Origin of the sequence: Sinorhizobium saheli, from assembly GCF_001651875.1 — a bacterium.
Taxonomy (GTDB): Bacteria; Pseudomonadota; Alphaproteobacteria; order Rhizobiales; family Rhizobiaceae; genus Sinorhizobium; species Sinorhizobium saheli.
In genome coordinates this window covers 40,135-65,382 of record NZ_LNQB01000059.1, presented here as the reverse complement: position 1 = coordinate 65,382, position 25,248 = coordinate 40,135, and the positions used below count along the sequence as shown (strand labels likewise).

The window sequence follows — 25,248 nt, the reverse complement described above, 5'->3', positions numbered from 1 at the left end:
TCCCTTTCGCCGGCTGTCGTTCCTCCCAAGACTTGACGGCCGGCTGCCCAGTCGAAGGAGATGATGATGCTCGGCAGAAAAGTTCCCGCTGTAACCTTCCGCACCCGCGTCCGCGACGAGTCCGTCGGCGGCTCCAATCCTTTTCGCTGGCAGGACGTTACCTCGGACGACTATTTCGCCGGCAAGCGCGTCGTGCTGTTTTCGCTGCCGGGCGCCTTCACCCCGACCTGCTCGACCTACCAGCTCCCGGATTTCGAGAAGCTCGCGCCCGAGTTCCGTGCGCTCGGCATCAACGAGATCTACTGCATCTCGGTCAACGACGCCTTCGTGATGAATGCCTGGGGCAAGTCGCAGAGCCTCGAAAACGTCAAGCTCATTCCGGACGGTTCGGGCGAGTTCACCCGCAAGATGGGCATGCTCGTCGCCAAGGACAATCTCGGCTTCGGCATGCGCTCCTGGCGCTATGCCGCCGTCGTCAACAACGGCGTCGTCGAACAGTGGTTCGAAGAGGAAGGCTACTCCGACAATTGCGACAGCGACCCCTACGGCATTTCCTCGCCGCAGAACATTCTCGCGGCGTTGAAGTCGCAGAAGCTCGCGGCCTGATCCTCTTCATTCGAGACTGACAGGCCTCGGTTGCCACAAGCAGGCTCCTGAAAATCATAGGGATTTTCGCCTTCTTGCTGGCGCCGGGGCTTTTTCTTGCTAGAGTGACGAAAGGCAGGATGCGGGCGGAAAATTGCGCACCGTTTTCCTCTGCTTCCGGGGAATAGCGAGTCTCAATGGTTTACGTTATCGCACATCTGAAGGCGCATGCGGGCAAGGGCGACGAGGTCGTGGCGCTCGCCGGGCCGCTGATCGAGGCGACGCGCCGGGAGGCGGGCTGCATCAGCTATGATCTCTACCGCAAGCCCGACGATCCCGACATGCTGGTTTTCGTCGAGACCTGGAAGGACAGGGCGGCGGTGGATGCGCATTTCGCCGAGCCGCATCTGAAAGCCTTTCAGACGGCGATGGCGGACCTTCTGTCGGAGGCCCGCATCGAGGTCGTGCATCCGGAAAAGATCGAGGTGCTCTGAACGTGCCCTATCGTTCGACAGAAATCCTTTCGCCCGGCCCCGCCGACAAGGCGCCGCTCCACCGCGTGAGCCTGACGCATGACCAGCGGCATCTGCGCCGCAAGCTGCTGCACCTCGAAAACGACGACGTGGTGATGCTCGATCTCAAGGAGCCGGTGATGCTCGCCGATGGCGATCTGCTGGTACTCGAGGGCGGCGGCTACATCGAGGTGAAGGCGGCGAAGGAAGCGCTCTACGACGTCCGCCCGCGAAGCGCGCTGCACCTCGTCGAGCTTGCCTGGCATCTCGGCAACCGGCATCTGCCGGCAGCGGTCGAGGAGGGGCGGATCCTGATCGCTCGCGATCCGGTCATCCGGACGATGCTGGAAGGATTGGGCGCGACCGTCACCGAAGTGACCGAGCCCTTCCATCCGCTCCGCGGCGCCTACCATGGCGGCGGCCACCACCATGGCCACGGTGACCACCACCATTATGGCTGAGCATGCCGATACGCGGGCGCTGCTGCGCCTCGTCACCTGGCTGTCGCCGGCCTTTCCCGTGGGCTCCTTTTCCTATTCCGGCGGTCTGGAGCAGGCGGTGCAGGACGGCCTGGTGAGGAATGCCGGCGATTTGCAGCTATGGCTGGAGACGCTGCTGCGCTGCGGAACGGCATGGAACGATGCGCTGCTTCTGGCAGAAAGCTACCGCAGTCACGACGATCCGCCGGCACTGCAGGTGGTTGGTGACCTGGCAGAGGCGCTGGCTGGCTCGCGTGAGCGCCACCTGGAAACCATGCTCCTTGGCGAGGCCTTTCTCGCTGCCGCCCGCCACTGGCCGCAGCCGGAGCTCGAGGCGCTTGGAGGTGCGGCCGCCTATCCGGTGGCGGTCGGCGCCGTCGCCGGCGCACACCGAACGGGCCTCGAGCCGGCGCTCGCGGCCTATCTCAACGCGACCGCATCGAATGCGGTGTCGGTCGCCATCCGCTGCGGCGTCACCGGCCAGCGCGACGGTGTCGGGGTGCTTGCGGGCCTGGAGGAGACGATATCGGCCGTGGCGGCCTGCGCGGCGCGCGGCTCGCTCGACGATCTTGGCTCGGCGGCGATCATGGCCGATATTGCTTCGCTGAGACATGAAACGCTGCATTCGCGCCTGTTCCGTTCCTAGCGGACGCGGGCGCTGGCTTTTGAAAGGACGGACGATATGCCTTCGAAAAACGGTCCCCTTCGCGTCGGTATCGGCGGTCCGGTCGGGTCCGGCAAGACGGCGCTGACCGACAAGCTGTGCAAGGCGATGCGGGAGAAATATTCCGTCGCCGTCGTCACCAACGACATCTACACGAAGGAAGACGCTGAAGCGCTGGTGCGCATGCAGGCGCTGCCTTCGGAACGGATCGTCGGCGTCGAGACCGGCGGCTGCCCGCACACGGCGATCCGCGAGGACGCGTCGATCAATCTCCAGGCGATCGCCGACCTCAACCGCCGCATCCCCGACCTCGACGTGGTCTTCATCGAGTCTGGCGGCGACAATCTCGCCGCGACCTTCTCGCCGGATCTCGCGGACCTGACGATCTATGTGATCTCGGTCTGCCAGGGCGAGGAGATCCCGCGCAAGGGCGGGCCGGGCATCACCAAATCCGACCTGCTGGTCATCAACAAGAAGGATCTGGCTCCGCATGTGGGCGCCGATCTCGAGGTGATGGAACGCGATGCGGCGCGGATGCGCGCCGAAAGACCCTTCGTCTTCTCCGACATGAAGCGCGGCGACGGCGTCGACCGGATCGTCGAGTTCCTGACGGTGAATGGCGGGCTCTGAACCTGCCTTCAGAACCGCTCCAGCGCCCGCCGGTCGCGGATCTCGATCACGCGGCCCGGCTCAAACAAGTTTGAGAAAGGGCCCGCGCTTTTGGGGCGCGGACCCGGAGCCATCATTCTGCGGTGTCTACTCGGCGGCGAGCGCCGGATGGTTGACGACCTTTCGGTCGGATTTGCCGCGCTCCTGGTTCTCCAGCGCCTTGATGCGGTCCTCGAGGCTCTCGATCGTGCTGCCCTGTTTCGCGGCGAGCCTGGTGAGCGCTTCGCGGTCGAGCGGCAGGTCCTCTTCCTCCTTCTTGCCGACGAAGCGCCTGAAGATCCAGGCGAGCAGCCGCGACAGGTCGTCCATGATCAGGAAGAAGGACGGAACGACGACGAGGCTCAGGACCGTCGAGACGATGATGCCGCCGATGACCGCGATCGCCATCGGCGCCCGGAACGAGCCGCCTTCGCCGACGCCGAGCGCCGAAGGCAGCATGCCGGCGGACATGGCGATCGACGTCATGACGATCGGTCGGGCACGCTTGCGGCCGGCCTCGATCATCGCCAGCGTGCGGTCCATGCCGTGATGCATCATCTCGATGCCGAAGTCGACGAGCAGGATCGCGTTCTTGGTGACGATGCCCATCAGCATCAGGATGCCGATCAAGACGGGCATCGAGAGGGCGTTCTGGGTGAGGATCAGGGCCGCGGCCACGCCGCCGATTGCCAGCGGCAGCGAGAACAGGATGGTGAAGGGCTGGATCACGTCCTTGAACAAAAGGATGAGCACCACCAGCACCATCATCAGGCCGAGAAGCATGGCATTGCCGAAGCTCTGCTGCATCTCCGCCTGGATCTCGGCATCGCCGCTCTCGCGGAACTCGACGGTCGCCGGCAGCTTCGCTTCGGCGGCGATCTGCTTGAAGCGGGCCGAGGCGGTGTCGAGTGCGACGCCGGCCGGCAGGTCGGCGCCAAGCTTGACGACGCGGTAGCGATCGTAGCGCTTGATCGAACTCGGCCCTTCCGAATAGTTGATGTCGGCGACGCTCGAGAGCGGAACGGTGGCGCCGGATGCCGTCTGGACCTTGAGGTTGCGGATCGCGGCCAGATCGGTGCGGAAATCGCGATCGAGCTGGACCCGGATCGGGATCAGGCGCCCGTCGAGCGCAATTTTGGCAAGCTGTGCATCGATATCGCCGATGGTGGCGACGCGGATGACCTCGGAGATCTGCGCGGGCGTGATGCCGAGGCGCGACATCTGTTCGTCGCGCGGCCGGACCTGCAGTTCCGGCCGCGGCAGCGCCCCGTCGGGGCTCACATTGGCAAGCAGCGGATCCCGGCGCAGCTTCGATTCGAGAATGGCGACCGCCTTGTCGAGATCCGCCTCGTTGTTGGAGAGCAGGTTGAACGAGAGGTCGCGCTCGCCGCGATCGTTGAGCTTGGTGACGCGGACATCCGGGATTTCCCGCAGCCGGGCGTAGATCTCCTTTTCGATCTCCGACTGCGGCTTGATGCGGCCGGCCGGGGGCAGTTTCGGCAGATACTCGCCGATGAGCGGCGTGCGGCCGATGACATCGTTGACGATTTTGTTGACGAGCGAGTGGTCGAGCTTCTTGAGAAGCACCGTGATTGCAGCGCGCCGCAACTCGAGGTCGCCCTTCGGCGAAGCGCCGCCGAGCACGAAGACGTTTTCGACGCCCTCGATGTCCTTGATGCGGTTGTAGATTTCACTCGTCGTCCGGTCGGTATCGGCAAGCATCGCATCCGGCGGCAGTTCGATCGACAGGCTGACGCGGGAATTGTCTTCCGGCGGCAGGAAGCTGCCCGGAACCTGGAAGAGGAAGTAGAGCGACACCGCCAGGCAGCCGATGGCGGCCAAAAGCGTCGTGTAGCGCCAGCGGGTCGTCACGGCGATGAGGCCCGTATAGAGCTTCATGATAGCGCTGTCGTCGTCACCATGGTGACCGCCGCCGACATCCGTCGGCTTCATCAGATAGGCGGCCATCACCGGCGTGAAAAGGCGGGCGACCAGCAGCGAGAAGAAGACGGAGACGGCGACCGTCAGGCCGAACTGGATGAAGTACTGGCCCGGAATGCCCGGCATGAAGGAGACGGGCACGAAGACGGCGATGATGGTGAAGGTGGTGGCGATGACGGCGAGGCCGATCTCGTCCGCCGCCTCGATCGCCGCCTTGTAGGGCGACTTGCCCATGCGGATATGGCGTTCGATATTCTCGATTTCGACGATCGCGTCGTCGACGAGGATACCGGTCGCGAGCGTCATTGCCAGGAAGCTGACGAGGTTCAGCGAGAAGCCGAGCAGTTCCATCACCCAGAAGGTCGGGATGGCCGAGAGCGGCAGCGCGACGGCCGAGATCAGCGTTGCGCGCCAGTTGCGCAGGAACAGCATCACCACGACGACGGCGAGCAGCGCGCCTTCGATCAGCGTGTGTATGGCGGCCTCGTAATTGCCATAGGTGAAGTAGACCGAATCGTCGACCATCTCGATGGTGACGTCCGGATTCTTGGCGCGGACTTCATCGAGCGTCTTAGCAACCGTTTCGGCGACGCTGACCTCGCTCGCACCCTTGGCGCGGAAGACGGCGAAGGTGACGCCCGGATGGCCGTTGAAGCGCGAGAACGACCTCGGCTCCTCATAGGTGTCGATGACCTTGCCGAGTTTCGACAGGCGGACGAATTTGCCGTTCGGCAGCGCGATCATCGTGTCGGCGAGTGCCGCCACGTCGCGGGTGTCGCCGAGCATGCGGATCGCCTGTTCGCTGCCGCCGACCTGACCGCGGCCGGAACCGAGATCGATGTTCATCCGGCGAAGCTGGCCGTTCACGTCGGCAGCGGTGACGCCGTAGGCGTTCAGGCGGTCTTCGTCGAGTTCGATGCGGACCTCGCGATCGGAGCCACCATAGCGGTCGACGCGGCCGATGCCGTTCTGGCCCTGGATGGCGCGCTTGATCGTGTCGTCGACGAACCAGGAGAGCTCCTCGAGCGTCATGCCGGGCGAGGAGACGGAAAAGGTCTGGATCGCCTGGCCCTCGACGTCGACCTTGGCAACGATCGGCTCCTCGATCGAGGTCGGAAGATCGCCGCGGATGCGGTCGATCGCATCCTTGACGTCCTGGACGGCCTGGGTCGTCGGCACTTCCATGCGGAAGATGACGGCGGTGGTAGAGCTGCCATCGGTGATCGTCGACTCGATGTGGTCGACGCCGGAGATGCCGGCGACCGCATCCTCGATCTCCTTGGTGACCTGGGTCTCGAGTTCGGCCGGCGCTGCGCCGCTCTGCGCGATGCTGATCTGAACGATCGGGACGTCGATGTTCGGGAAGCGGGTGATCGGCAGCGCGTTGAACGACTGCCAGCCGAGCACGACCAGCACGAAGAACGCCAGGATCGGCGCGACCGGATTGCGGATAGACCAGGCGGAGAAGTTCATGGTCTCTGTTCCCGTCAGTTGGTTGCCGGCTCGGCCGACTTGACCGGGTTGATGCGGTCGCCGTCGCGCACATAGGCGCCGGCCTTCGCCACCACCTGTTCGCCCGGCTCGACGCCGGAGAGGATCTCGACGAATTGTCCGTCCTGGATGCCGGTCTCGACCGGCACCAGGTGCACCGTGCCGCTTTCCACCTTGCGGACGATGGACTTGCCGTATTCCGATGTAACCGCCGTTTGCGGCAAAACGATCGCCTGCTTCTCTTGCGCCGTGATCACCGCGCTCGCATACATGCCGGCGCGGGCTTTGGTCGTGTCGTTCAGGCTGATGTGCACGGTGCCAAGCCGCGTCTGCGGGTCGACCGTCGGCGCGATCAGCCGGATCTTGCCTTCGATGGTCGTCGTGCTGCCGGCGAGTCTGACGGTGGCGGGCTGCCCGACCGCAAGCTTGATGATATCGGCTTCCGCGACATCGGCCTTCATCTCGATCGCGCCGTCGCGGATGATCGCGAAGAGCGGCTCGCCATTGAGGCTGGCGATCGCGCCGACCTTGGCGTTCTTGGCGGAGATCACGCCGCTCACCGGCGCTTTCACCGCCGTGCGCGCCAGACGCAGGTCGACTTCGTCGATCTGCGTCTGCACGACCTTGATGTCGGCGGTGGCCACGCTGACCGACTGTTCGGCCGAACGGAGGCGGGCGCGGGCCGCCGCAGCGAGCGCCTTCAGGCGATCGGCCTCGGCGGTGGAGACCGTGCCGTTTTCCGAAAGCCGTGCGGCCCGATCGGCGACGCGGGCCGCCTCGTCGGAATTTGCCTTGGCTTCGGCGCGCTGGGCGTTGAATTGCGCAAGCGAGGCTTCCGCCCTGGCGAGATTGGCTTCGAGCTGGCTCTTCTGCAGGAGCAGCGCGTCGTCATTGAGGACGACCAGGGTGCTGCCCGCCTCGACCCGGTCGCCGACATCGACATTGAGCGAGCGGATGGAAAGACCGTCGACCAGCGGCGCGACATAGGTCTCCTCGACCGCCTCGATCGAACCGGTGGCGATGACGCGATCGGTGATCGGGCGTTCGCTCGCCTCGGTCACGACGATGGAGGGCAAGGCCTGTTTCTGCTGGGGCTCAGGCGTTTCCTCTGCGGAGACGCTCGTAAGGGCGGTCAAGATCATCGCCGCGCAGGCGCCGAAAAGGGACAAGAGTTTCTGAGCCATAGGCAATTTCCTGAAACTGAAGCAATCAGGCCGATCGCCGCCTCAAAAGGAAACGATCCGGCTGCAACCACGCTATTCCACTCGCACGCCGTCACATCCGCTTCCCTGCGGGGACGTCACGCTCCACAAGCCCGAAATTCTGCCCGATGCAGCGGTTTCAGACCGAGGCCACCGGGCGGGAAGAAAATTCCCCGAAGAGCAATGCCGAAGAAACATGCGTTCCTCCATGCGCTTGCCTTCCGATCAAAACGTTCCGGCCTATGTAATCGTCGGAGCAAATGCTTACAAGGGCGGCGAAGCGATGGTGCCTCATTATTTCTAGCCCGCCGCCTCCTCAAGTGCAAGATCGATACAACCTGAATGCAGTCTTAACAACTTCGGCGGGCGGAAGAAAACAGCGGGCAATTTCTCGTCCCCGCCACGCGGACTGGCGTCGGGCGGGTTCTGCATCCGTGCGCCTTCCTGCCCGAGGTCGACCTTATGAGCCGCATTCGAAAAAGCGCGCGGCGCCGGCCGCGCGCTCCTGATCTTCGTCGGCTCCGCCGTTATTTCAGCGCCGCGTCCGTGATCTCGTGCGTCCAGGCGCCTTCCGGTTCCTTGGAGATGACCGGGTCGGAGCCGCCGGCGAGCAGCGACTGGACCGTGCGCTTGTAGTCCGCCTCGTCGAGCGCGCCATTGGAGCCGGCGGTCAGCTTGGCGATCTCACCCATCATGCGCTTCTGGTGCTTTTCCGTCTGGGCGCCGGTGGAGTCGTTCTCAAGCACGATATCCGCCGCCTCGTCCGGATTCTCCTCGGCATATTTCCAGCCCTTCATCGAAGCGCGGACGAATTTCACCATCTTGTCCTTGAAGGCCGAGTCCGTGAGCTTGTCCTGGAGGACATAGAGTCCGTCCTCGAGCGTCGCCACACCCTGGTCTTCGTATTTGAAGGTGACGAGATCCTCAGGCTTGATGCCGGCGTCGATGACCTGCCAGTATTCATTGTAGGTCATGGTGGAAATGCAGGCGGCCTGCTTCTGCAGCAGCGGATCGACGTTGAAGCCCTGTTTCAGGACGGTCACGCCGTTCGGCCCGCCGTCCGTCGGAATCTTCAGGTGCGACATCCAAGAAAGGAAGGGATACTCGTTGCCGAAGAACCAGACGCCGAGCGTCTTGCCCCTGAAGTCCTCCGGGGTTTTCACGCCGGATTCCTTGAGACAGGTCAGCATCATGCCCGACTTCTTGAAGGGCTGGGCGATGTTGACGAGCGGCACGCCCTTTTCGCGGGTGGCAAGCGCGGAGGGCATCCAGTCGACGATGACGTCGGCGCCGCCGCCGGCGATCACCTGTGCCGGGGCGATGTCAGGGCCGCCCGGCTTGATCTCGACGTCGAGGCCCTCTTCCTCGTAGAAGCCCTTGTCCTTGGCGACGTAGTAGCCGGCGAACTGGGCCTGGGTCACCCATTTCAACTGCAGCGTGACCTTGTCGGCGGCATTGGCGGAAAAGGCCGCAAGCGAGAAGACGCCCGCTGCCAGGAGAGATGCAAGTTTCTTGTTCATTTCAGTTCCCTCTTATCATTGCTTTGTTTATCAGCCCCGGCCACTGCGGATGGACGGATGCCAGAAGGTGACGGCCCGCTCGGCAAGCGCGACCAACCCGTAGAAGGCGGAGCCAGCCACCGCCGCAACGGCGATTTCGGCCCAGACCATGTCGACATTCATGCGGCCCACTTCCGTGGAGATCCGGAAGCCCATGCCGACAATGGGCGTTCCGAAAAACTCGGCGACGATGGCGCCGATCAGCGCCAGCGTGGAGTTAATCTTGAGTGCGTTGAAAATGAAAGGCCAGGCGGCTGGCAGGCGCAGCCGGGTGAGCGTCTGCCACCAGGATGCGGCGTAGGTGCGCATCAGGTCGCGCTCCATGTGGCTGGCGGCGGCAAGCCCCGAAACCGTGTTCACCAGCATCGGGAAGAAGGTCATGATGACGACGACCGCCACCTTCGACTGCCAGTCAAAGCCGAACCACATCACCATGATCGGGGCGACGCCGATGACGGGGAGCGCCGAGACGAAGTTGCCGAGCGGCAGCAGGCCCTTCTGCAGGAAGGGGGAGCGGTCGATGAGGATCGCCACGAGGAAGCCGAGGCCGCAGCCGAGCGCATAGCCGGTCAGAACGGATTTGAGGAAGGTCTGCTGGAAATCGGCGCCGAGCGTCGGCAGCGAATGGACGAGGCGCTGCCAGATCATCGATGGGGCGGGCAGCAGCACGGACGGGATGCCGAAGCCACGGACGATACCCTCCCAAAGCACGAGCACGGTGACGCCGAAGATCAGCGGCACGGCGAAGCGCGCCGCATTGTTGGCGGCATGGCTCGCGAAACGCTGGCGCACCAGCCATTCGTTTACGGCCCAGGCCAGGAGCCAGAAGAGGATGGCCGCGGCAAGAGCGGGAAGGTTCATGGCTTGGCTCCCATGCGTTTCAGGACGGCGGTGTGCGCGGCCCCGACGATCATGACGAGGACGGCGGCGAGCGCCGCGGCCATGAACAGCGCCGCCCAGATCTGCACCGTCTGGCCGTAATAGGAGCCGGCGAGCAGGCGGGCGCCGAGGCCGGCAACGGCCCCCGTCGGCAATTCGCCGACAATGGCGCCGACGAGCGAAATCGCGACGGCGACTTTGAGCGAGGTAAAGAGATAGGGCATGGAGGAGGGCCAGCGCAGCTTCCAGAAGGTCTGGGCCTGCGAGGCATTGTAGGTGTGCATCAGGTCGAGCTGGATCGCTTCCGGGCTGCGTAAGCCCTTGACCATGCCGACCACCACCGGGAAGAACGACAGATAGGTGGAGATCAGCGCCTTCGGTAAGAGCCCGGCAATGCCGATCGCGTTCAGGACGACGATGATCATCGGCGCGATCGCCAGGATCGGTATCGTCTGGCTGGCGATCACCCACGGCATCAGCGAGCGGTCCATCGCGCGATTGTGGACGATCCCGACCGCGAGAAGGATCCCGAGCGCCGCGCCGATGCCGAAGCCGAGCAGGGTGGCCGAGAGCGTGATCCAGGCGTGGTAGACGAGGCTGCGCTTCGACGTGATCGCCTTGTTGGCGGTCGTATCCCATATCTCGGCAACGACCTGGTGGGGCGCCGGCAGCACCGGCCGCTCCTGCGCCATCGTATTGCGGACGAGGTCGGAGAAGGCGATCTCGGTGCCGGCACGGGCGGCCGTGTCGCGCTCGAAGGGTGCGTTGAGGAAGACCGCCGCGACGTACCAGACGGCGATCAGAAACGCGACGACGGTGCAGATCGGAAGGAGTTTGTCGCGCAGCAAGCTTTGCTTATGCATCGGCGCCTCCGCCTGACCGAACCGCCGAGCGCTCCGCCTCGAGGTGACGGCTGGCGTATTTGCGAACGGTCAGGAACACATAGTCCGGTCCGTCGAGTACCTGGGAATTATCGAAGCGCAGGACGGTGAAGCCTTGTGCTTTCAGGAATTGGTCGCGCCGAATATCGTGACGTCTGCCAGCGTCTGTCTCGTGACTGTCGCCGTCGACTTCGACGATGAGGCGGGCAGAAAGCCAAGCGAAGTCCGCGATATAAGGGCCGACGGGGGTTTCTCTGCGGAAACGGGCGCCCAATGGCCGTAGGTCGCGGAGCATGTTCCACATCGCCGCTTCGGCTTTGGTCATTTCCGTTCGGAGCTTCCTGGCGCGTTGCCTGGTTTTGGGATCGATGTTCGAGTGTGCCAAAGACCCCTCCCGGTTCGCTGCGCTCACCACCCTCCCCACAAGGGGGAGGGAGGCCCTTGCCGCACCGTCGGCGACAATGACACCCGTGCTATTCGGAACTGCTTCTGGATGCAGCAAAGACCCCTCCCGGCTCGCTTCGCTTGCCACCCTCCCCACAAGGGGGAGGGAAAACCGCGCGTCACCGCCCTTGCTGAATCCCACCCGCTTCCATTCCGAGGATGGGCTGTGTGACGCGATTCGGTCGTCAGAAGGAGAAGAGCCATGCACGGCAAGCGGCCGGCCAGTGGCCTTCCGACGTGTGGAAGAGCTTTTGGAACTCAACCGAGCGGCATGCACGACCAAGTCCCTCCCCCTTGTGGGGAGGGGTTGGGGAGGGGTTTTTCGCCGCTGCGATCGCGGAGCGGCTAAATCAGGCCAACAGCTATTCATCATAGCTATGCCCCGCCCTCAGCCCCTCGCGCACCCGGTGGGCGATCTCGAGAAACTCCGGCGTCTCGCGGATGCCGAGCGGCCGCTCCTTCGGCAGCGTCGATTCGATGACGTCGGTGACGCGGCCGGGGCGGGGGCTCATGACGATGATCTTGGTCGAGAGATAGACCGCCTCCGGGATCGAATGCGTGACGAAACAGATTGTCTTGTCAGTGCGCGCCCAGAGCTTCAGGAGCTGCTCGTTCAGATGATCGCGCACGATCTCGTCGAGCGCGCCGAAGGGCTCGTCCATCAGCAGGAGATCGGCGTCGAAGGCGAGCGCGCGGGCGATCGAGGCCCGCTGCTGCATGCCGCCGGAAAGCTGCCAGGGATATTTCTTGCCGAAGCCCGAGAGGTTGACGAGCTCCAGCGTCCGTTCGATCCGCGCCTTCTGTTCCTCCCGCGAATAGCCCATGATCTCGAGCGGCAGGGCGATGTTCTTCTCGATCGTGCGCCAGGGATAAAGGGCTGCGGCCTGGAACACGTAGCCATAGGCGCGGCGGCGGCGGGCCTCCTCCGGCGTCATGCCGTTGACGGCGATGGTGCCGGCGGTCGGCTTTTCCAGGTCGGCGATGATGCGCAGGAATGTCGTCTTGCCACAGCCGGAGGGACCGATGAAGGAGACGAAGTCGCCTTTGTCCACGTCGAGGTTCACGCCGGTCAGCGCATTGACCGGTCCGTCGCTGGTCTCGAACGTCAGGCCGAGGTTTCTAGCCGAAACCACGGAGGCGGGATTGGATGTCATGGGCGGATTCTCATTGTGGCTTGTCTGTGTCAGACTGCTATCCGGACCCGCAACATGCAATCGCGGATTTGCCGCCGACGGTGCCTGTTGCGGGTTTTTCAGCGAATTCTGGAGGACGCTCATGTCTCGATCACCCAATCCTGGCTGTCGCGTGGTGCGCCCGGGCCATGCCTATGCCGGCAAGCAGGGGCTCAACTATTTCGAAGGCATCGCGGCGGAGACCGTCGGCTCCACCGGCATCTGCATGCATCTCCTCACCATGCCGCCCGGCGCCCGCGCCAGGCCGCATCTCCATGAGAGCCACGAAACGGCGATCTACGTCCTTGCCGGTGAGGCGCATACCTGGTTCGGCGAGCGGCTGGAAGAGCATGTGATCACCAAAGCCGGGGACATGCTCTATATCCCCGCCGGCGTGCCGCATATGCCGGCGAACCTCTCGGACAGCCCCTGCACGGCCGTCATTGCGCGGACAGATCCGAAGGAGCAGGAGAGCGTCGTCTTGTTGCCGGAGCTCGACGGGCTGGTGCCCGCCTAGCCGCCCGCTGGCCCTTTCATGCATTGGCTCCGACCGATGCGGCATCTGAAATCCGTCAGACGCCGCTTGCCGGAATGCCGGTGCGCTGCACGGCGCGCGGCGCGGTCACTTCCTTCCAGGTCGTCAGCGCGGTACTGACCGCCGGGAAGGGATCGCGCCGGACGAATTCGCCGTGGCCTTCCCTGGTCTTGACCGTTCCCTCCTCGATCGAAACGACGCCGCGGGTCAGCGTGAAGCGCGGCAGGCCGGTGACGATCTTGCCCTCGAAGACGTTGTAGTCGATCGCCGATTGCTGGTTCTTCGCCGAGATCGTCTTCGACCGCTTCGGGTCCCAGACGACGAGGTCGGCATCGGCGCCGACCAGGATCGCCCCCTTCTTCGGATAGATGTTGAGGATCTTGGCGATGTTGGTGGAGGTGACCGCGACGAACTCGTTCATGGTGATGCGGCCGGTATTGACGCCATGGGTCCAAAGCATCGGCATGCGGTCCTCGAGGCCGCCGGTGCCGTTCGGGATCTTGGTGAAGTCGCCGACGCCGAAGCGCTTCTGCTCGGTGGTGAAGGCGCAGTGGTCTGTCGCGACCACCTGCAGCGAGCCGGAGGCAAGCCCCGCCCAGAGGCTGTCCTGGTGCAGCTTGTTGCGGAAGGGCGGCGACATCACCCGGCGCGCCGCATGGTCCCAGTCCTTGTTGAAATATTCGCTCTCATCGAGGGTCAGGTGCTGGATCAGCGGCTCGCCGAAAACGCGCATGCCCTTGGCGCGGGCGCGGCGGATCGCCTCGTGCGCCTGCTCGCAGGAGGTGTGGACGATATAGACGGGACAGCCGGCCATGTCGGCGATCATGATCGCGCGGTTGGCGGCCTCGCCCTCGACCTCGGGGGGCCGCGAATAGGCGTGCGCCTCCGGGCCGTTATTGCCTTCCGCAAGCAGCTTCGCCTGGAGCTGCGCCACCACATCGCCGTTTTCGGCGTGGACGAGCGGCAGGGCGCCGAGGCCGGCGCAGCGCTGGAACGAGGAGAACATCTCGTCGTCATCCACCATCAGCGCGCCCTTATAGGCCATGAAGTGCTTGAAGGTGTTGATGCCCTTGTCCTTGACGATCGTCTCCATCTCGTTGAAGACCTGCTCGCTCCACCAGGTGATCGCCATGTGGAAGGAATAGTCGCAATTGGCGCGGGTCGACTTGTTGTCCCACATGGTCAGCGCTTCCAAGAGCGACTGGCCGGGCGAGGGGAGGGCGAAATCGACGACCATGGTCGTGCCGCCGGCAAGGGCGGCGCGCGTGCCGCTCTCGAAATCGTCCGAGGAATAGGTGCCCATGAAGGGCATTTCGAGATGGGTGTGCGGATCGATGCCGCCCGGCATGACGTAGCAGCCGGCGGCGTCGAGCGTTTCGTCGCCAGAGAGATTGGGGCCGATCTCAACGATCTTGCCGCCTTCGACCTTGATGTCGGCCTTGTAGGTCAGGTCGGCAGTAACGATGGTTCCACCCTTGATGACAGTGCTCATTTCTTGTTCCTCTGGATGGTCGTTCGGCGGCCGCGCCGCCGAGAAGAAGGGCGGAACCCTGTCGTTCCGCCCGCCGATCTCATTCGACGACTTCTGCCGTTTCGAGCACGGCGTGGAAGAGCACGTCGGCGCCGGCCGCGGCCCAGTCCTTGGAGATATCCTCCGCCTCGTTATGGCTGAGCCCGTCGACACAGGGGCACATGATCATCGTCGTCGGGGCGACCTTTGCGGCCCAGCAGGCATCGTGGCCGGCGCCCGAGACGAGGTCCATGTGGCTGTAGCCGAGCTTCTCGGCGGCGCCGCGAACAGTCGAGACGAGCTTCGGATCGAAGGTCACGGGATCGAAGTGGCCGACCGCCTCGATCGAGCAGCCGACGCCGAGCGGCTCACAAATCTTCGGCGCTTCCGCCTCGATCCGCGCGCGCATGGCGTCGAGCTTCTCCCGGTCGGGCGAGCGGATGTCGACGGTGAAGACGACCTTGCCCGGCAGCACGTTGCGCGAGTTCGGCGAGAAGAACATCTGGCCGACGCCGCCGACGGCGCCCGGCTGGTTTTCCATCGCGACGGTCTGGACCATTTCGAGGATGCGCGCCATGGCAAGACCGGCATTGACGCGCATGTTCATCGGCGTCGAGCCGGTATGCGCCTCCTTGCCGGTCAGCGTGAACTCCAGCCACCACAGGCCCTGACAGTGGGTGACGACGCCGATTTGCTTGTTTTCCGCCTCGAGGATGGGTCCCTGTTCGATGTGGTATTCGAAATAGGCGTGCATCTTGCGGGCGCCGACCTCCTCGTCGCCGACCCAGCCGATGCGCTTCAACTCGTCGCCGAAGGCCTTTCCTTCCGGGTCCTTGCGGGCATAGGCGTAGTCGAGCGTGTGGATGCCGGCAAAGACGCCGGAGGCGAGCATCGCCGGCGCGAAGCGCGCGCCTTCCTCGTTGGTCCAGTTGGTGACGACGATCGGGTGCTTCGTCCTGATGCCGAGGTCGTTCAGAGTGCGCACGACTTCGAGGCCGCTCAACACCCCGAGCACGCCGTCATACTTGCCGCCGGTCGGCTGGGTATCGAGATGGGAGCCGATATGGACGGGAAGGGCGTCCGGGTCGGTGCCGGGGCGGGTCATGAACATGGTGCCCATCTTGTCGACGCCCATGCTGAGCCCGGCCTTTTCGCACCAGGACTGGAAAAGCCGGCGGCCTTCGCCGTCCGCGTCCGTGAGCGTCTGGCGGTTATTGCCGCCGGCGACTCCCGGGCCGATCTTCGCCATTTCCATCAGGGAATCCCACAGGCGGTCGGCATTGACGCGCCTATTTTCGCCAGGTGCTGCCATGGCGTTCTCCTCTTTTTCCGGCTAGACCCGCTCCGGGGATAGCCCGCATGTTCCCATGGACCAAATCGGGGCTTGTTTTGCTGCCCTTCGATCAGTCGTTGCCTTTGCCGACAAACTGACTGATAATTTGACCGGTTGGTAAACATTACAACTTCCATGGCGGCACTCAAGCCGGAAAAAACAAAAAACGAAGTTGTTGCTCAAGAAAATGGCGCGTCCGAATTTTAGGCAGGTCGGAGCGTATCGCAGGGGGAGAGATGGCACTTCCAAGAGCGGCGAGAACCCAAAGGCGCACGCGCATCCAGGAGGAAAAGGAGGAGCAGATCCTCGAAGCGGCGCTCGAGGTCTTCTCCGCGCACGGCTTCCGCGGCGCGACCATCGACCAGATCGCCGAGAAGGCCGGCATGTCGAAGCCGAACCTCCTCTATTATTTCCGCACCAAGGAAGCGATGCACCGGGCGCTCATCGACCGCGTGCTCGACACCTGGCTCGATCCGCTGCGCGAGTTCAATGCCGAGGGCAATCCGGTCGCCGAAATCCGCAGCTATATCCGCCGGAAGCTCGAGATGGCACGCGACTTCCCGCGCGAAAGCCGGCTCTTCGCCAACGAGATCCTGCAAGGTGCGCCCCATATCGAGGACGAGCTCAAGGGGCCGCTGAAGCAACTGGTCGACGAGAAGGCCGAGGTCATCCGCGCCTGGGCCAAGGCCGGCAAGATCGCCAAGTGCGATCCCTATCACCTGATCTTCGCAGTCTGGTCGACGACGCAGCATTACGCCGATTTCGACGTGCAGGTGCGCGCTGTGCTCGGCCAGGAGAATGCAGGCGACGGCCGCTTCGAGGATGCGGCGCGCTTTCTCGAGCGGCTGTTCGTCGACGGCCTGCAGGTAAGGGAGTAGGGGGCGCGCCGAAATGATCGCCCCTCATCCGCCTGCCGGCACCTTCTCCCCGTTCTGACGGGGAGAAGGGATATGCCGCGCTGCCGACATCCCCTCTCTCCGCGTGCGGAAGGGAGCACAAAGGGCGCCGCGGTATCCCTTCGCCCCGTCTTCACGGGGAGAAGGTGCCGGCAGGCGGATGAGGGGCGCTTACGCCGGCAGCACCTCGGAAATCTCCGCCGCGCTCCCCAGTATCCAGGTTTCGAGCGTCGCCTGCCGGCCGCGCAGGCCGATGTCGAGCCGCCTGTGGCCTTCGAGGCTGAGGCCGGCGTTCTGGACGAGTTCGGCCGAGACCGCCAGTTCGGCGTCGTGTTCCTTTGCCAGGCCCTCGAGCCGGCTTGCGGTGTTGATCGTATCGCCGACGGCGGTCAGCGACGTTGCCTGGCCATAGCCCATCTCGCCGATGATCGCCGGGCCGGCGTGCAGGCCGATGGCGAGCCGCAGCGGCTGGTCCAGTTCGTCTGCGAATGTCTCGTTCAAGGCGCGAATGCCGGCCGACAGCCGGACGGTCGCCGTGAGCGCCTGTCGGCACGCCTCCTGGAGCGGCGTCTTCAGCCCGAAGATCGACAGCGCCCCGTTGCCGATGAACTTGTCGATCACGCCGCCGGCACTCTCCACGGCCTCGCCGACCATTTCGAAATAGCGGTTGAGCAGGAACACCGTGTCGTAGGGCAGCCTGTGCTCGGCGATGCGGGTGAAATCGCGCAGGTCGCAGAAGAGCACCGCGACGCGGCGCTCGCGGCCGCCGCCGTTCTGCCGGGCGATCTGCGTCTTGATGCCGAGGCTGTCGGTGTCGAGGATGGGCACGACGCTGATGTCGTGGACCGGCCGAAACTGGCAGGCGAGGCGCACATTGTCGGGCGCGCCGATGCGGGTGAGCGTCGCACGTTCGGCGGCATCGGGCGCCGGCTGGCCTTCGAGGCCCTGGATGACGCGCACCCGGCAGGTCGAACACCGGCCGCGGCCGCCGCAGACCGCGACGTGGGAAATGCCCGCCGCACGGCTCGCCTCGAGCACGCTGAAGCCGGAGCTCACCGCCGCGATGCGTCCGTCCGGATAGCGGACGCGGATGCGTCCGCGCACGGGCAGTGCCCGCAGGGCGAAGGTTCCCGCAATCAAAGCCGCGAAGCCGCCGTAGAAGGTCCGGCGGATGTCTTCCATGAGGCCGGGATCGACCCGTCGCTGCTGACTGACATAGGCGCTATCGCCGTAGCCGCCATGTTCGGCATAGTCGCGGCCCAGTGAGCGAGCGCCGTTGACGAAGCCGAGCAGGGCGAAGATCGGCACGAGCAGGGCGACGGTATAGAGCAGGAATTCGTAGCGCGGAAACCAGTCCCGGCCGCGCATCCAGAACCAGGCGCCGAGGCAGGCGTGGCTCCACACGAAGACAAGCGCGACCGTCTGGCGGGCCGTGTTGGCCGAGCTCGACCAGAGCACGCGCAGGATGCCGGGATAGCTTGCATCGATGCCGGAAAGGAGCGGCTCCACGCGCGCGGCGACCACGTGGGGCACCAGCAGAAAAGGCAGGCTCAGGCCGAAGATGATCTTCAGGGCTTCGCCCGCCGGCATCCTCAGCGTCTGCCGGCGATAGAGGCTGTCGAGCGCCATCACGAAATGCGCGAGCAGGGCGCCGTAGAGAAGGATCGTTCCCGGGACGCTGTGCCAGACGAGGTTGAACATGCGCCGGCCGGCTTCCATCGCGTCGATGGAGACGAGGCCGAGCGAATGATTGAAGAAGTGCAAGAGCACGAAGGTGCCGAGCACGGCACCGGAAATCAGGTGCGTCTTCTTGCGCGCATTGGCGGAAACGATCGTCAAACGGTCTGCCCGGGTCTGCCGGCGGCCGCCGGTCGCTGCTGGTTTTCCCCCTTATCAACCAGATTGCCGGTAGCGGCAACTTACGTTTTCTACACAATCTGTTCAGCGTTCGTGACCAGCGGCGAAACCCTGCAATTTTTAGGAATGTTCAACGGTCCGAATGGGTTAACACCGTTTTCTGCGCAAAGCGAAGGCCGCCGGTGACGTCCGGCGGCTTTGCTATTCCATCGTCGAGCTTACTCGGCGGCCTGGCGGGCCATCGGGTTGTTGGGGTGCGTCGTCCAGTTTGCGTAATTCGGATCGACCGGCTTGCCGGTGCGCTTGTCGAGCGTGCCGGCGGCGAGCGGCTCCATGGTGATGCAGTTCTGGACCGGACAGACGTTGACGCAGAGATTGCAGCCGACGCATTCCTCCTCGATCACCTCGAAATGGCGCACGCCGTTGACGAACTGCGTGATCGCCTGGTGCGAGGTGTCCTCGCAGGCGATGTGACAGCGGCCGCATTTGATGCAGGCGTCCTGGTCGATCTTCGCCTTGGTGACGTAGTTGAGGTTCAGATATTGCCAGTCGCTGACGTTCGGCACGGCGCGGCCGCAGATGTCGTCGAGCGTCCGGTGGCCCTTGGCATCCATCCAGTCGGAAAGGCCGGAGATCATTTCCTGGACGATCTTGAAGCCGTAGGTCATCGCCGCCGTGCAGACCTGCACGTTTTGGGCGCCGAGCGCCAGGAACTCGGCCGCATCGCGCCAGGTGGTGATGCCGCCGATGCCGGAGATCGGCAGGCCGTGGGTCTCCGGATCGCGGGCGATCTCGGCGACCATGTTGAGCGCGATCGGCTTCACCGCTGGGCCGCAATAGCCGCCATGGCTGCCGCGGCCGTCGATCGACGGTTCCGGCGAGAAGGTGTCGAGGTTGACCGAGGTGATCGAGTTTATCGTGTTGATCAGCGATACCGCGTCGGTGCCGCCGGCCTTGGCGGCGCGCGCCGGCTTGCGGATGTCGGTGATGTTCGGCGTCAGCTTGGTGATCACCGGCATGCGCGTATATTGCTTGCACCAGCGCACGACCATCTCGATATATTCCGGCACCTGGCCGACCGCCGAGCCCATGCCGCGCTCCGACATGCCGTGCGGACAGCCGAAATTGAGCTCGATGCCGTCGGCGCCGGTCTCCTCGACGAGCGGCAGGATCGCCTTCCAGGCGTTTTCCTCGCAAGGCACCATGATCGAGGCGATCAGTGCCCGGTCCGGCCAGTTCATCTTCACCTGCTTCATCTCGCGCAGGTTCACATAGAGATCGCGGTCGGTTATGAGCTCGATGTTGTTCAAGCCGAGCAGCCGCCGGTCGGCGCCCCAGATCGCGCCATAGCGCGGGCCGTTGACGTTGACGACCGGCGGTCCTTCCTCGCCGAGCGTCTTCCAGACGACGCCGCCCCAGCCCGCCTTGAAGGCGCGCTCGACGTTATAGGCCTTGTCCGTCGGCGGCGCCGAGGCGAGCCAGAACGGGTTCGGGGATTTGATCCCGACGAAATTGTTGCGAAGATCAGCCATTTTCTCGTCCTCTCGATCCTGTTCCGCCCGTTCAAGCAACGGCGCTCGCCAGCGGCTCAGCCGCGGCGAGAACCCGGTCGATCGATTCGGCGGCATCGCGGCCCATGGCGACGGCGGAAACCGTCAGGTCCTCTCCGCCGAGCACGCAGTCGCCGCCCGCCCAGATCTTGGCGAGCGAGGTGCGGCCCTCCTGATCGACGACGATGCGGCCGCCCTCCATCCGCAATACGCCGAGGCCGGAGGCATCGAAGGTCTGGCCGATGGCCTTGAAGATCTGGTCGGCGGCAATGATGCCGGTTTCGCCGGTCGCCGTCAGCTTGCCCTCGACGAGCGCGGTGTATTCGAGCTCGATGCCCGCCACCTTGCCGTCCTTAAGCGCAATGCGCTTCGGCTGCAGCCAGTGGCGGATGGTGACGCCCTTGGACGCCGCCAGGTCCTGTTCGAACTCGGAGGCGTTCATGTGCTCCTTGCCGCGGCGGTAGCAGATCGTCACTTCCTCGGCGCCGAGCAGCTTCGCCTGGACGGCCGCGTCGATCGCCGTCATGCCGCCACCGAGAACGACGACGCGGCGGCCGACCGGAATGTCGGCCTTGGTCTTCGACTGGCGCAGCGCCGCGATGAAGTCGACGGCATCCTCGACGCCTGCGCCGTTCTCGCCTTCGACCCTGAGCGCATTGACGCCGGCGAGGCCGAGGCCGAGGAAGACGGCGTCATACCGCTCTCCGAGGTCGGCGAGGGAGAAGTCGCGGCCGAGCGCCTCGCCGTGGCGGACTTCGATGCCGCCGATCGAAAGCACGTAGTCGACCTCCTTCTGGGCGAAGTCGTCGACCGACTTGTAAGCGGCGATGCCGTATTCGTTGAGGCCGCCGGATTTTTCCCGGGCATCGTAGATCACCACGTCGTGGCCCTTGACCGCGAGCCGATGGGCGCAGGCAAGTCCGGCCGGACCGGCGCCGACGACGGCGACCCTGCGGCCGGTTCGCGCGGCGCGCGTGAAGAACTGCTTGTTCTCCTTCATCGCGGTGTCGGTCGCATAGCGTTGCAGGCGGCCGATCTCGACCGGCCGCTCCTCGGCCGTGTTGCGCACGCAGGCCTGCTCGCAGAGCGTTTCGGTGGGACAGACGCGGGCGCACATGCCGCCCAAAATGTTCTGGTCGAAGATGGTCTTCGCCGAGCCGATCGGATTGCCGGTCGCGATCTGGCGGATGAACAGGGGAATGTCGATGGAGGTCGGACAGGCCGTCATGCAAGGCGCGTCATGACAGAAATAACAGCGGTCGGCGGCGACCAGCGCCTCGTGCTTGTCGAGCGGCGGATGAAGGTCGGAGAAATTGGCTTCGTACTCGGCGAGCGGCAGCCGCCCACCGAGAATCCCAGACTGCGTCGTTCCCATTTTTTGGCTCCCAATGTGTCCTCAGGATCAAGGAACGGTAACACGCTTTATTTTTTTATCAAACGGTAAAATTTCCTTCGCATGCGGCGCGATTCCCCGGCAAAACCGACCTTGCAAGCCGCCGTTCGCGTTGCATGTCGCCTCCGGTTTGACAGCGCATGGCAAATAGTGGCAGCAAATCAACGGGAAGGAGACCGAGGGCGATGGCGCGAAGGGTGGAAAGCAACAACAGGCTGGACGATGCTGCCCGAGCGGGCTGGCTCTATTACGTCGCCGGCCGCACCCAGGACGAGATTGCCTCGATCATGGGCATTTCGCGCCAGTCGGCGCAGCGCCTCGTGTCGCTCGCCATGGCCGAGCGGCTGATCAAGGTGCGGCTCGACCATCCGATCGCCGCCTGTCTCGAAGCGGCGGCGCGGCTCAAGGAGAAATATGGGCTGAAGCACGTCGACGTCGTTCCGAGCGACCCCGGCTCGACGTCGACCACGGTCGGCATCGCCGAGGCCGGGGCGGCGGAGATCGAGCGCTGGCTGAAATCGACCGAGCCGGTGGTGCTGGCGATCGGCACGGGCCGGACGCTGAAGGCGACGATCGACCAGTTGCCGTCGATGGAATGCCCGCAGCACCGCATCGTGTCCCTGACCGGCAATATCCGGCTCGACGGTTCGGCCGCCTACTACAACGTCATCTTCTCGATGGCCGATACGATCAATGCGCGGCACTTCCCGATGCCCCTCCCGGTCCTGGTTTCCTCGGCGCAGGAAAGGGAGGTCCTGCACGAGCAAAGTCTCGTGAAGATCGCGCTGGAGCTTGGCGCCGAAGCCAATGCCGCCTTCGTCGGCGTCGGTGAACTCGGGCCCGACGCGCCGCTTTGCGCGGACGGGTTCCTGGCGCGCGAGGAAATGGCGCGGCTGATGGCGGAAGGGGCGGCCGGCGAGATCTGCGGCTGGATGTTCGATCGCGACGGGGCGCTCTTGACCGGCAGCATCAACGAAAGGGTTGCCTCGATTCCGCTGCCGCCGCGCGACCGGGCCTCGGTCATAGGCATCGCCAAGGGCCCGCGCAAATACGAGGCCTTGCGTGCAGCCCTCAGGGGCCGGATCATCAACGGCCTCATCACCGACGAAACCACCGCGGATTATCTGCTCGGCGTCTGAATCGGATCGCGCCGCTTGAGAATCGCTGCGATCGGCACCGCCGCTGCGGCATGACCCCTGTAAAAAGTACCTTGTGAAACCAGCACATTAGCCTCTTCGTTGCGCCGCAGCGACGAATGCCGATTGACTTTTTTCGCCAACGAGTGAGTAATTGCTCACGAGCAAGGCAAATGCTCACTCATTTCTTCTGGGAGGAAGTCGATGAATTTGAGAACTTTCCTGCTGGGCACGTGCTCGGCAGTCGCTCTGGCGGGTTTGGCCCAAGCAGAGACCCTGACCATTGCGACCGTGAACAACGGCGACATGATCCGGATGCAGAAGCTTGCGGACGATTTCACGTCGAAGAATCCGGACATCGAGCTCGAGTGGGTGACGCTCGAGGAAAACGTGCTGCGCCAGCGCGTGACGACGGACATCGCGACCAAGGGCGGCCAGTACGACATCATGACGATCGGCACCTATGAAGTGCCGATCTGGGCGAAGCAGGGCTGGCTGCTGCCGCTCGACAAGCTCGGTGCCGACTACGACGTCGACGACCTCCTGCCGGCGATCCGCAGCGGCCTGACGATCGACGACAAGCTCTATGCGGCGCCGTTCTACGGCGAAAGCTCGATGGTCATGTATCGCAAGGACCTGTTCGAGAAGGCCGGGCTGACCATGCCCGACGCGCCGACCTGGGACTTCATCGCCGACGCCGCTCGCAAGATCACCGACAAGGACAACGAGGTCTACGGCATCTGCCTGCGCGGCAAGGCCGGCTGGGGCGAGAACATGGCCTTCCTGACGGCGACGGCAAATTCCTTCGGGGCGCGCTGGTTCGACGAGAACTGGAAGCCCCAGTTCGACCAGCCGGAATGGAAGGAGACGATGGAGTTCTACGTCAAGCTGATGAACGATGCCGGCCCGCCCGGTGCCTCGTCCAACGGCTTCAACGAGAACCTGTCGCTGTTCCAGACGGGCAAGTGCGGCATGTGGATCGACGCGACCGTTGCCGCCTCCTTCGTGACCAACCCGAACGAATCGACGGTTGCCGACAAGGTGGGCTTCGCGCTCGCTCCGGACAAGGGGCTCGGCAAGCGCGGCAACTGGCTGTGGGCCTGGAGCCTCGCGGTTCCCGCCGGCTCGCAGAAATCGGATGCCGCCCAGAAGTTCATCGGCTGGGCGACCGGCAAGGACTACCTGAAGCTCGTCGCGGAAAAGGAAGGCTGGGCGAACGTTCCTCCCGGCACACGGACCTCGCTCTACGAGAATCCCGAGTATCAGAAGGCGGCCCCCTTCGCGAAGATGACGCTGGACTCGATCAACTCCGCCGATCCGAAGAACCCGGCCGTCAAGCCGGTGCCCTATGTCGGCGTGCAGTTCGTCGCCATACCGGAATTCCAGGGTCTCGGCACGGCTGTCGGGCAGGTGTTCTCGGCGGCACTCGCCGGTCAGATGAGCGTCGACCAGGCGCTTGCCAGCGCGCAGCAGCTGGCGACCCGCGAGATGACCAAGGCCGGCTACATCAAGTGAGGCTCCCAAGGGCTGGGGTGCCGGCCGGCAACGGCCGGTACTCCGGCAACCTCGGAGCGGGACGAGGCAAGGGGGACATCACCTTCGGTCCCCGTCCCGCTCTGCCTTTTCGGATGCTGCACGGGCGCATCCGGCAGGCGCCAAGCGCCTGCCTTTTCTTGGAACAGCGTTGACATCACACGGGGGACGCCATGGCGACCTTGCATACCCGCTCCGCCGCGCGGCTGATGATCGCACCTTCGGTGCTTCTGCTCCTGGCCTGGATGATCGTGCCGCTGGCGCTGACGATCTACTTCTCGCTCCTGCGCTACAATCTGCTGATGCCGGGGATGGAGGAGTTCGCGGGCCTTACCAACTACACCTACTTCCTGACCGATCCGGCTTTCTTCCAGGCGATCTTCAACACGCTTGCGATCGTCATCGGCGTGCTCTTCATCACCGTGGTGGGCGGCATCGCACTGGCGCTCCTTCTCGACCAGCAGATGTTCGGGCAGGGGATCGTGCGCATCCTGGTGATCGCGCCCTTCCTCATCATGCCGACGGTCGCCGCGCTCGTCTGGAAGAACATGTTCATGAACCCCGTGAACGGGCTGTTCGCCTGGCTCGCCAAGCTCGTCGGCCTGCAGCCCTTCGATTTCCTCGCCAATGCGCCGCTTTTCTCGATCATCCTCATCGTCGCCTGGCAATGGCTGCCCTTCGCGACGCTGATCCTGCTGACGGCGCTGCAGTCGCTCGACGAGGAGCAGAAGGAGGCCGCGCAGATGGACGGTGCCGGCGCCTGGAGCCGCTTCGTCTATCTCGTGCTGCCGCATCTGTCGCGCGCGATCACCGTCGTCATCCTGATCCAGACGATCTTCCTCTTGTCGGTCTTTGCGGAAATCCTCGTCACCACGAACGGCGGCCCGGGCACGCAGAGCACCAACCTGACATTCCTCGTCTACGCCCAGGCTCTCCTGCAGTTCGACGTGGGCGGCGCTTCGGCCGGCGGCATCATCGCGGTCATCCTCGCCAACATCGTCGCATTCTTCCTGATGCGCATGATCGGCAAGACGCTGGAGGCTTGAAC

At 64.4% G+C, this 25,248-nt stretch carries 22 protein-coding genes; 10 read left to right on the top strand and 12 right to left on the bottom strand.

What is annotated here, in order from left to right; translation table 11 throughout:
* Positions 1-66: 66 nt before the first annotated feature.
* The 5 genes from ATB98_RS05465 to ureG all read left to right on the top strand — a co-directional run bounded on the left by ATB98_RS05465 (position 67) and on the right by ureG (position 2,870).
* Positions 67-606, top strand: coding sequence for a peroxiredoxin (locus ATB98_RS05465; protein ID WP_066870191.1), 540 nt, complete (start codon positions 67-69; stop codon positions 604-606).
* Between the two features lie 176 nt (positions 607-782).
* Positions 783-1,079 (top strand): putative quinol monooxygenase, encoded by a 297-nt coding sequence (locus tag ATB98_RS05460; protein ID WP_066870188.1) that lies wholly within the window; start codon positions 783-785, stop codon positions 1,077-1,079.
* 2 nt (positions 1,080-1,081) lie between these two features.
* Positions 1,082-1,558 (top strand): urease accessory protein UreE, encoded by a 477-nt coding sequence (ureE, locus tag ATB98_RS05455; protein WP_066870185.1) that lies wholly within the window; start codon positions 1,082-1,084, stop codon positions 1,556-1,558.
* Positions 1,551-2,222, top strand: coding sequence for an urease accessory protein UreF (locus ATB98_RS05450; RefSeq protein WP_066870181.1), 672 nt, complete (start codon positions 1,551-1,553; stop codon positions 2,220-2,222). The genes ureE and ATB98_RS05450 overlap by 8 nt, the downstream gene beginning before the upstream one ends.
* Before the next feature lie 36 nt (positions 2,223-2,258).
* Entirely contained in the window at positions 2,259-2,870 is a 612-nt protein-coding gene (gene ureG, locus ATB98_RS05445) for an urease accessory protein UreG (RefSeq protein ID WP_066870179.1), read from the top strand.
* Positions 2,871-2,996: 126 nt separating this feature from the next.
* On the opposite strand, the gene ATB98_RS05440 is transcribed toward ureG, so the two are convergent.
* The 7 genes from ATB98_RS05440 to ATB98_RS05410 all read right to left on the bottom strand — a co-directional run bounded on the left by ATB98_RS05440 (position 2,997) and on the right by ATB98_RS05410 (position 12,439).
* A complete protein-coding gene (locus tag ATB98_RS05440; protein WP_066870175.1) occupies positions 2,997-6,302 on the bottom strand; it encodes an efflux RND transporter permease subunit in 3,306 nt (1,101 codons plus the stop codon).
* Between the two features lie 14 nt (positions 6,303-6,316).
* Entirely contained in the window at positions 6,317-7,504 is a 1,188-nt protein-coding gene (locus tag ATB98_RS05435) for an efflux RND transporter periplasmic adaptor subunit (protein WP_066870172.1), read from the bottom strand.
* Between the two features lie 545 nt (positions 7,505-8,049).
* A complete protein-coding gene (locus ATB98_RS05430) occupies positions 8,050-9,042 on the bottom strand; it encodes an ABC transporter substrate-binding protein (protein ID WP_066870170.1) in 993 nt (330 codons plus the stop codon).
* A 30-nt stretch (positions 9,043-9,072) separates the two neighbouring features.
* On the bottom strand, positions 9,073-9,942 hold the full coding sequence (locus tag ATB98_RS05425) for an ABC transporter permease (RefSeq protein WP_066870167.1): 870 nt from the start codon (positions 9,940-9,942) through the stop codon (positions 9,073-9,075).
* Positions 9,939-10,823 (bottom strand): ABC transporter permease, encoded by an 885-nt coding sequence (locus ATB98_RS05420; RefSeq protein WP_066870162.1) that lies wholly within the window; start codon positions 10,821-10,823, stop codon positions 9,939-9,941. The genes ATB98_RS05425 and ATB98_RS05420 overlap by 4 nt, the downstream gene beginning before the upstream one ends.
* A complete protein-coding gene (locus ATB98_RS05415) occupies positions 10,816-11,253 on the bottom strand; it encodes an endonuclease domain-containing protein (protein ID WP_268801774.1) in 438 nt (145 codons plus the stop codon). Before ATB98_RS05415 ends, ATB98_RS05420 begins: the two co-directional genes overlap by 8 nt.
* A 394-nt stretch (positions 11,254-11,647) precedes the next feature.
* Positions 11,648-12,439: an ABC transporter ATP-binding protein gene (locus ATB98_RS05410; RefSeq protein ID WP_066870160.1), complete on the bottom strand. Its 792-nt coding sequence runs from the start codon at positions 12,437-12,439 to the stop codon at positions 11,648-11,650.
* A gap of 121 nt (positions 12,440-12,560) precedes the next feature.
* Between ATB98_RS05410 and ATB98_RS05405 the strand changes: the two genes are divergently transcribed.
* Positions 12,561-12,974 (top strand): cupin domain-containing protein, encoded by a 414-nt coding sequence (locus ATB98_RS05405; RefSeq protein ID WP_066870157.1) that lies wholly within the window; start codon positions 12,561-12,563, stop codon positions 12,972-12,974.
* 55 nt (positions 12,975-13,029) lie between these two features.
* Here ATB98_RS05405 and hydA read toward each other — a convergent pair whose 3' ends face one another.
* Together hydA and ATB98_RS05395 are read right to left on the bottom strand one after the other, a co-directional pair.
* Complete coding sequence (gene hydA, locus ATB98_RS05400; protein WP_066870154.1) at positions 13,030-14,484, bottom strand: dihydropyrimidinase; 1,455 nt, start codon at positions 14,482-14,484, stop codon at positions 13,030-13,032.
* Between the two features lie 79 nt (positions 14,485-14,563).
* Positions 14,564-15,814 (bottom strand): Zn-dependent hydrolase, encoded by a 1,251-nt coding sequence (locus tag ATB98_RS05395; protein ID WP_066870151.1) that lies wholly within the window; start codon positions 15,812-15,814, stop codon positions 14,564-14,566.
* A 257-nt stretch (positions 15,815-16,071) separates the two neighbouring features.
* Here ATB98_RS05395 and rutR point away from each other — a divergent pair, with 257 nt between their 5' ends.
* A complete protein-coding gene (rutR, locus tag ATB98_RS05390; protein WP_066870148.1) occupies positions 16,072-16,713 on the top strand; it encodes an HTH-type transcriptional regulator RutR in 642 nt (213 codons plus the stop codon).
* A gap of 189 nt (positions 16,714-16,902) precedes the next feature.
* Here rutR and ATB98_RS05385 read toward each other — a convergent pair whose 3' ends face one another.
* The 3 genes from ATB98_RS05385 to ATB98_RS05375 form a co-directional block, all read right to left on the bottom strand.
* A complete protein-coding gene (locus tag ATB98_RS05385) occupies positions 16,903-18,570 on the bottom strand; it encodes an adenylate/guanylate cyclase domain-containing protein (RefSeq protein ID WP_066870145.1) in 1,668 nt (555 codons plus the stop codon).
* A gap of 236 nt (positions 18,571-18,806) precedes the next feature.
* Positions 18,807-20,120 (bottom strand): NAD-dependent dihydropyrimidine dehydrogenase subunit PreA, encoded by a 1,314-nt coding sequence (gene preA / locus ATB98_RS05380; RefSeq protein ID WP_066870141.1) that lies wholly within the window; start codon positions 20,118-20,120, stop codon positions 18,807-18,809.
* Positions 20,121-20,151: 31 nt separating this feature from the next.
* A complete protein-coding gene (locus ATB98_RS05375) occupies positions 20,152-21,513 on the bottom strand; it encodes an NAD(P)-dependent oxidoreductase (protein ID WP_066870140.1) in 1,362 nt (453 codons plus the stop codon).
* A gap of 203 nt (positions 21,514-21,716) precedes the next feature.
* Between ATB98_RS05375 and ATB98_RS05370 the strand changes: the two genes are divergently transcribed.
* The 3 genes from ATB98_RS05370 (at position 21,717) to ATB98_RS05360 (ending at position 25,246) form a co-directional block, all read left to right on the top strand.
* Entirely contained in the window at positions 21,717-22,670 is a 954-nt protein-coding gene (locus tag ATB98_RS05370; RefSeq protein WP_066870137.1) for a sugar-binding transcriptional regulator, read from the top strand.
* 201 nt (positions 22,671-22,871) lie between these two features.
* On the top strand, positions 22,872-24,182 hold the full coding sequence (locus tag ATB98_RS05365) for an ABC transporter substrate-binding protein (RefSeq protein WP_066870134.1): 1,311 nt from the start codon (positions 22,872-22,874) through the stop codon (positions 24,180-24,182).
* Between the two features lie 191 nt (positions 24,183-24,373).
* Positions 24,374-25,246: a carbohydrate ABC transporter permease gene (locus ATB98_RS05360; protein WP_066870131.1), complete on the top strand. Its 873-nt coding sequence runs from the start codon at positions 24,374-24,376 to the stop codon at positions 25,244-25,246.
* Positions 25,247-25,248 lie beyond the last annotated feature (2 nt).